The organism is Nonomuraea basaltis (genome assembly GCF_005893125.1).
GTDB lineage: Bacteria > Actinomycetota > Actinomycetes > Streptosporangiales > Streptosporangiaceae > Nonomuraea > Nonomuraea basaltis.
In genome coordinates this window covers 1-7,788 of record NZ_VCJS01000372.1, presented here as the reverse complement: position 1 = coordinate 7,788, position 7,788 = coordinate 1, and the positions used below count along the sequence as shown (strand labels likewise).

5 protein-coding genes are annotated in these 7,788 nt (G+C 64.9%); all 5 read left to right on the top strand.

Translation table 11 applies throughout. The features are described from left to right. Positions 1–745 (top strand): ExeA family protein (locus EJK15_RS73885; RefSeq protein ID WP_206062196.1); only part of this gene is annotated, 745 nt, incomplete at its 5' end. Between the two features lie 314 nt (positions 746–1,059). Further along, complete coding sequence (locus EJK15_RS65675; protein WP_138720334.1) at positions 1,060–2,505, top strand: DUF3375 domain-containing protein; 1,446 nt, start codon at positions 1,060–1,062, stop codon at positions 2,503–2,505. Continuing rightward, a complete protein-coding gene (locus EJK15_RS65670) occupies positions 2,502–3,083 on the top strand; it encodes a DUF4194 domain-containing protein (RefSeq protein WP_240778053.1) in 582 nt (193 codons plus the stop codon). Before EJK15_RS65675 ends, EJK15_RS65670 begins: the two co-directional genes overlap by 4 nt. After that, the gene (locus tag EJK15_RS65665) at positions 3,080–6,457 is read left to right on the top strand and encodes an ATP-binding protein (RefSeq protein ID WP_138720333.1); all 3,378 of its coding nucleotides are present in this window, start codon (positions 3,080–3,082) and stop codon (positions 6,455–6,457) included. The genes EJK15_RS65670 and EJK15_RS65665 overlap by 4 nt, the downstream gene beginning before the upstream one ends. Next, the gene (locus EJK15_RS65660) at positions 6,454–7,617 is read left to right on the top strand and encodes a Wadjet anti-phage system protein JetD domain-containing protein (RefSeq protein ID WP_138720332.1); all 1,164 of its coding nucleotides are present in this window, start codon (positions 6,454–6,456) and stop codon (positions 7,615–7,617) included. Before EJK15_RS65665 ends, EJK15_RS65660 begins: the two co-directional genes overlap by 4 nt. Positions 7,618–7,788: the final 171 nt, after the last annotated feature.

Here is a 7,788-nt window from a genome sequence, read left to right as displayed (position 1 = left end):
AGAAACAATCTTCATGCCCTGTCCCGGGCGGAGTCTGCGCGGCAGGTTCGCGCGCACCTGGCCTGGCCGTCTACGCGCCATAGGCCTTTCGTCGGTTCGAAGTCATAGCAGCCATCCTCCCAAAGAAGGCCGCAACGATCAACGCGACCCTTCCCCTCCTCCCCACATCCAGGTGGTCACACGAGATCAGCGACAGCCTGCAGCCGGTCGAAGAACCGCACCGGGGCGATCTTCCCGAACCCTCTTGATCTTCCATCGAGAACATGTAAGCTACCTGTCACCGCAGGTCGAAGGCCATCTTTGGACTCCCGCGGTCGGTAAAGTCGATGAGGCGCATCTGCTCAACCACGCCCAACTCGACGCGCTGCGGATGATGACCAACCACGGGCTCGACAGCGGCCAGCCCTTCGCCCTGCTGCTCGGCCAGCCCACTCTCCGCCGGATGATCAAACTCGGTGTCCTGGCCGCCCTCGACCAGCGGATAGCCGTCAGATACCCGATGGCAGGCATGACCGGCGAGGAAACCTCCGGCTACATCCGCCATCACCTGCAACTCGCAGGCCGCTCTGATCCCCTGTTCTCCGACGACGCGATCAACCTGATCCACGAGTCCGCCCGCGGGAAACCACGCACCGTCAACAACCTCGCCATCCAAGCGCTCCTGGCCACCTTCGCCGCGGGCAAGGCCATCGTCGATGAAAACGCCGCACGCTCCGCGGTCACCGAGGTGATCTCCACCGAGTGAGCACCACCGCGACAGCGTGTCCCTGACGGCCTCGCCTCACACTCATTGGGGCGAGGCCTTCGCTTGTCCATCAACCCCACCATCGATGACGCCGTCATGGACACAACGAACGTCGCGCAACAGATGTCCTTGCCGGGTCCGTCCACCGACCGACTTGTGGGCGGACTGGTCCTCCGGCGTAGCGGCGAGGCCGGATCCCCGCGTGCTCATCCGGCTCGACAGCGCCACTCGCAACTCCGAATCGGTGGGCTTCGGCGGATCTGCCTGACGTTGTCGGTCTCCGTGCCTAACATGTGCGCGGGGATGGTGAGGGAATGGAGTTCGAGGAGATCAGTGCGCTGCGACGGCGGAGTGTCGCGTGGCGGTTGCTGCGTGCTGATCATGCGGCCCTGGTGTTGGGCTTCCTCGGGCGGGTGTTCGTTGATGAGAACGCGCGGTCCGTCTCGGCAGCGGATTTGGCGGGCCGGCTGGACGATGAGCTGTACGCGCTGAACGAGCGGCTGGGCGAGGGGACTTTCCCGAAGACGGCCAAAGCGTACCTCGATGACTGGGCTGATCCCCGGGCCGGATATCTGCGCAAGTATTACCCGGAAGGGTCGGACGAGCCGTACTACGACGCGACACCGGCGGTGGAGAAGGCGCTGGCGTGGCTGCGGTCGCTGACGGACCGGTCGTTCGTCGGCACCGAGTCGCGGTTGAACACGATCTTTGATCTGCTGCGGCAGATGGTGTTCGGGGCCGAGGCTGATCCGGAGACCCGCCTGGAGGAGCTGAGGCGGCGGCGTCGGCAGATCGATGAGGAGATGGCGCGGGTGGCAGCCGGGGACTTCGAGCCGCTGGGGCCCACCGCGCAGCGTGAGCGTTATCAGCAGTTCACAAGTACGGCGCGGGAACTGCTGGCTGATTTCCGGGAGGTGGAGGCGAACTTCCGGGCGCTCGACCGGCGCTTGCGGGAGAAGATCTCCGCCTGGGACGGGTCCAAGGGCGCGCTGCTGGACGACATTATCGGGAGTCGGGAGAGCATCGCCGACACCGACCAGGGCAGGAGCTTCCAGGCGTTCTATGACTTCCTGCTGTCGAGTACCCGCCAGGAAGAGCTGGCCGGGCTGCTGGAGCAGGTGCAGGCGTTGGAAGAGATCATCGAGCCGGATCCGCGGATGCGGTACGTACACCATGACTGGCTGGACGCCGGTGAACGTACTCAGGCGACCGTGCGGCAACTGTCGGAGCAACTGCGGCGCTTCCTGGACGACCAGGTGTGGGCGGAGAACCGGCGAGTGGTGGAGATCGTTCGGAGTATCGAGAAGCATGCGCTGACCGTGCGGGCGTACGGGGACCTGCCAGTGACCACGGAACTGGAGGGGACTGCTCCGGAGCTCGGGTTGCCGATGGAGCGGCCTTTGTACGCGCCGCGGGTGCGGCGGCCGATCCACAGCACGTCGATCGAGGCGGGCGGGCAGGAATTCGAGGCCGACGCGCTGTTCGAGCAGTTCTACGTCGATCGGGCGGAACTGGCGGCCGGTGTACGTCGGGCACTGCAGGGCCGCGCGCAGATAGCGCTGGCTGACCTGGTACGCGAGCGACCGTTGACGCACGGGCTGGCCGAACTGGTGAGTTACCTGGCGCTCAGCGACGACACGTTCTGTGTGGTGTTCGATGAGGCGCGCGTCGACGAGGTGGACTGGATCGATGAGGAGGGAACCGAGCGGCGGGCGAGGCTGCCGCGGGTCACCTTCGCCCGTACGGAGGTGAGCCCGTGAGCGCGGAGTTGTCGCTGGCGGTCACTCAGGTGATGAAGGGAGTGGTGTACCGCGACACCCATGAGAAGGCATGGCGGCATCTGCTCGATATGCAGGCTCAGGTCCGCGATCACGTGGCAGTGCTCGGGCTGTTGCTGGTGATCGACGAGGCCGAAGGATATGCGTTCTTGCGCTCGCGGCCCGAGCAGGAGGGAGAGGAAGGGCCACCTCGGCTGATTCCACGCCGGTCGTTGTCGTTCCACGTCAGTCTTCTGCTGGCGCTGCTGCGCAAACGGCTGGCCGAGTTCGACGCGCGCGGCGGTGATATCCGGCTCATGCTGACCAGAGATCAGATCGTGGAGATGTTGGCGATCTTCCTGCCGGAGGGAAGTAACGAGGCGCGGCTGGTCAATCAGGTCGACGCGCACATCAACAAAGTGATCGAGCTGGGCTTTCTTCGGCGGGTCACCGGTCAGGACAACCTGTTCGAGGTACGACGGATCCTCAAGGCGTTCGTGGACGGCCAGTGGCTGGCCGGGTTCGAGCAGGGCCTGGCCACGTACGCGGTTCAGCTGTCGGGGACGGAGGAGACGCCGTGACGGAGGCACTGTTCAGCTCGGTGGAGCTCAGCGGCGACGAGGAGAAGAGCCTGGCGGGGTACCGGCTGAGCCGGCTGGAGCTCTACAACTGGGGTACCTTCCATGACAAGGTGTGGACCTTCCGGATCGACGGGCGTAATGGTCTGCTCACCGGCGACATCGGCTCGGGCAAGTCGACGATCGTGGACGCGGTGACCACGCTGCTGCTGCCGGCACAGCGCATCGCCTACAACAAGGCCGCTGGTGCGGAGACCAGAGAACGCAGCCTGCGTTCGTACGTCCTGGGTTTTTACAAGTCACAGCGCAACGAAGAGACCGGTACCTCTCAGCCGGTGGCACTGCGCGGTGCGGACTCGTTCTCGGTGATCGTCGGGGTGTTCGCCAACGAGGGGTACGAGGCGACGGTGAGCCTGGCGCAGGTGTTCTGGATGAAGGACGCCAACCAGCCGGAGCGGTTCTACGCGATCGCCGATCGTGACCTTTCGGTGGCCGCCGACTTCGCGGACTTCGGCACCGACATCGCCGCGCTGAAGCGGAGGCTGCGCGGAGCCGGTGCCCGTACGTACGACGCCTTCCCCGAATACGGCCGGGATTTCCGACGCCGTTTGGGGATCGAGTCGGAGCAGGCGATGGAGCTGTTCCATCAGACAGTGTCGATGAAGTCGGTCAGTGACCTGAACGAGTTCGTCCGCGACCACATGCTGGAGCCGTTCGACGCCGCCGCCTGGACAGCCAAGCTGATCGCGCACTTCGACGATCTGACCCGTGCGCATGATGCGGTGAAGCGGGCGGAGGAGCAGCTCGCGGCGCTGGCGCCGCTGCTGGCCGAGTGCGAGCGCTACGAGGCGCTGCGGACGGAAGTCCGCGGGCTGGAAGCGCAGCGAGAGGCGCTGCGGTACTTCTTCGCCGACCGTAAGGCCCGGCTGCTGCGGCAGCGGATCGATCAGCTCGGTGAAAGGCTGAGCGACCGGCAGCGCGAAAAGCAGGAACTCGCTGATCGGATCGACGGCCTCAAACGGCGACTGGACAGCCTCGTAGCCGAACGAGACGGTAAGGGCGGGGCGCGGATCGGTGAGCTGGAGAAGCTGATCGCCGAGGCCGAGCGGAACCGGGACGACCGGGCCAGCCGGGCCAAAGTGTTCGCCGACCGGCTAACCCGTGTCGGCCTGGCGCCCGTGGACACCACGCAGCAGTTCGCCGTCCGGCTCCGGGAGATCACCGTCATGGCGGCGGCCACCGAGGAGAAGCGTGCAGAGCTCCAGACCAGTCTCGAAGAGCTGGGGCTGGAGCGGCGGCGGCTCGCAGAACGGGCGGAAGAGCTCAGCAAGGAGATCCTCAGCCTGCGCGGTCGGAAGAACAATCTGCCCAGACGAAGCCTGGAGCTGCGGGCCTGGCTGTGTCGGGAACTCGACGTACGAGAGAGCGACTTGCCGTTCGCCGGGGAACTGATCCGGGTCCGGCCGGAAGAAGGCCGATGGGAAGGCGCCGCTGAACGGCTGCTGCGCCCCTTCGCGCTGTCGATGCTGGTCGCCGAAGACCTGTACACCGAGGTGTCGGACTGGATCAACGAGCATCATCTCAGGACCCGGATCGTCTATTACCGGGTCCCAGCCGCGCTCCCGGCCTGGAGCCCGGACAGCCGAGACAACGGTCCGGTGCTGGCGGCCAAACTCGAGATCAAGGACAGCGAGTTCTACCCGTGGCTGGAGCGGGAGCTGGCGGTGCGGGCCGGCCACCTGTGCGCCGAGACGATGACCGAATTCCGCCGCGCCGCATACGCGGTCACCACTGCCGGACAGATCAAGGGCGGCCGCGGCCGGCACGAGAAGAACGACACCACACGCATCGACGACCGCAGCCAGTACGTGCTGGGCTGGACCAACGAACAGAAGATCGAGGCTCTGCTCCGACAGGCGTTCACCGTCCAGGAACAGCAGAACACCCTGGGCACCCAGCACGACCTGCTGCAAGGCGAACACGACACCTGCCTGGACCACATGAAGGTCTTGGCTCAGCTCGCCGAGACCACTGACTTCACCGAACTCGACTGGCACAGCCAGGTCAACCTGATCGAGGACCTGACCGCGGAACTGGCTCAGCTACGGCAGGCCTCCAGCGAACTCGAACGCCTCACCAGCGAGATCGATGCCGTCAACAGCGACCTGGAGCAGGCCCAGCTCGATCGAGAAGCCTGCCTGAAGAACATCGGCGGCCTGGAGAGCCAGCTGAGGACCGCCGACGAAGAGGTCGGCAAATCTACGACGATCCTCGCTGAACCGGCCGCTGCCGGGGCCGAGATAAATTACGGAGACCTGGAAAAGGCATTCCCCGGCACTGACGACCCGGCAGACTGTGACCCGGCCCAGGCCGAGGCAGGTACCGTCCTGAGCGAGAAGATCGACCGGCGGCTCAAGTCGCAGAACAGCCTCGCCGGCAAAATTGCCACTCAGATGGCCTCCTTCCGCGGCAAATACCCAAACGAGACCACCGATTTCGACGACTCGGTTCACTCCGCCCCCGGTTACCGAGAACTGCACGACCGGCTCGTCGGCGACGATCTCCCCCGGTTCCGCGAACAGTTCAAGACCTACCTCAACACCAACACCATCAACGACATCGCCGGGTTCAGCTCCAAACTCAGCCAGCAGGCCGACCTGATCCGCCAGCGGGTCGGTGTCATCAACGACTCCCTGCTCGCCGTCGAGTACAACCCCGGCCGCTACATCCGCCTGCAGGCCGAGCCGAGCCCCAACACCGACGTACGTGACTTCCAGGCCCAGATGCGGGAATGCACCGCCGGGACGCTGTCGGGCAACGCCTCCGACCAGTACTCGGAAGAAAAGTTCCTCCAGGTCAGCCGGCTAATCGAACGGTTCCGTGGCCGCGACGGCCTGACCAGCGAAGACCGTGTCTGGACCAAACGCGTCACCGATGTCCGCAACTGGTTCGTGTTCTCGGCTTCCGAACGCAATCGCTTCGACGATTCGGAACATGAGACGTACTCCGACAGCAGTGGCAAATCCGGTGGGCAGAAGGAGAAGCTCGCCTACACCATTCTGGCGGCCTCGCTGGCCTACCAGTTCAAACTCGAATGGGGCGTTACCCGGTCCAAGACCTTCCGGTTCGCGGTGATTGACGAGGCGTTCGGCCGCGGCTCGGACGAGTCGACCCGGTTCGCTCTCAAGCTGTTTCGCAGCCTCGGACTGCAGCTCATGATCGTCACACCGCTGCAGAAGATCCACATCATCGAGCCGTTCGTATCGGCCGTCGGCTACGTCGACAATGTCAACGGTCAGTACTCCCGCCTGCAGACCCTCACCATCGAGGAGTACAAAGCCCGTCAGCTCGCCCACGCAGCGGGCCTGCGCCCATGACCTGGACGACGCCGGACGACGTCCGGGCATTGCTCACGAAGCGCTGGTCGTCCGGCAAGTACCTGACCTGGCTCGCCACAGGAGAACTCTGGCAGCCGATCGAGGTGCCGATCCGCGGACCCCGCCCGAGCGAGCTGGCGGCGCGGTTCGAGGAGGTTCGAACCTGGGTCGCCCAATGGGAGAAGCAAACCCGGCTGCGCGTGGAGTACAAGCCGATCGGCGGTCGAACCATCGGCGCGAACACCATCCCGGCCCGCGCCTGGATCGACGACCAGGACACCCTCTGGGCCCTACTCAAGACCAGCAGCGACGTCCGCACCTTCCGTGCCCTCCACGCCAACGCCGCTGGATCGCCTCAGATCGCCGCCTGGATGGCCGCCAACCCCATGAAGGTGCTGGCTCTCGCCGACCCCTGGCCATCGATCGTGGCGACCGTCCACTGGATCGATCAGCATGCTCGCCAGGGCTTGTATCTGCGGCACATCGACGTACCTGGCGTCGACACCAAGTTCATCGAACGCCACAAGGGGGTGTTGACCGCGCTCCTCGACGCTCGACTCGACCCGACGCGTGTCCGCGACGACCTGCCACGTTCGGACTTCGAAGGACGTTATGGCTTCCGCAAGAAGCCCCAGCAGGTCCGCTTCCGTCTGCTGGACGGTTCGCATCTAGCTGGTTTCACCGACCTGACCGTACGTACCGAGGAGTTCACCTCTCGACCCGCCCCGGTGACCACCGTGTACGTCGTCGAGAACGAGACCAGCTATCTTGCCTTCCCCGCCGTGCCTGGTGGCATGGCCATCTTCGGCAGCGGCTACTCCGTCGGTGTGCTGGAATCACTCCCATGGCTGGCCTACACCGAACTGATCTACTGGGGAGACATCGATACCCACGGCTTCGCCATCCTCGACAGGCTCCGAAGCCGGTACCCGCACGTCATCTCCATGCTGATGGACCGGGACACCCTCATGGACCACCAAGCGCACTGGACCCAGGAACCCAGCCAGGCCACCCAGCCCCTCGCCCACCTGACGGCGGCTGAGGCGGGCCTGTGGCACGAACTGCGAGCCCACAGCTACGGGCCCTCGATCCGCCTTGAACAGGAACGCATCCGTTTCTCCGCGATCACTGAAAGGATCCAAGCAATGAATACGCCGTGACACACCCCGCGCGACCCCCAAGCTGCTGGGTATAAAGAGTGCTCGGGCCTGTCCAGTAAACGGTGTAACTCGATCTTGAATTAGTTCTATCGGGTGGTCGGGTTCAGGCGGCCTTCGAAGGTGATGGCGAAGGCGTTGAGAGCGGCTTTCCAGCGGGTGATCCAGCGTTTG

Bases quoted from the DNA above. Each gene is read 5' to 3' on its own strand.
- EJK15_RS65675 (WP_138720334.1), top strand. From the start codon at position 1,060: ATGGAGTTCGAGGAGATCAGTGCGCTGCGACGGCGGAGTGTCGCGTGG.
- EJK15_RS65660 (WP_138720332.1), top strand. From the start codon at position 6,454: ATGACCTGGACGACGCCGGACGACGTCCGGGCATTGCTCACGAAGCGC.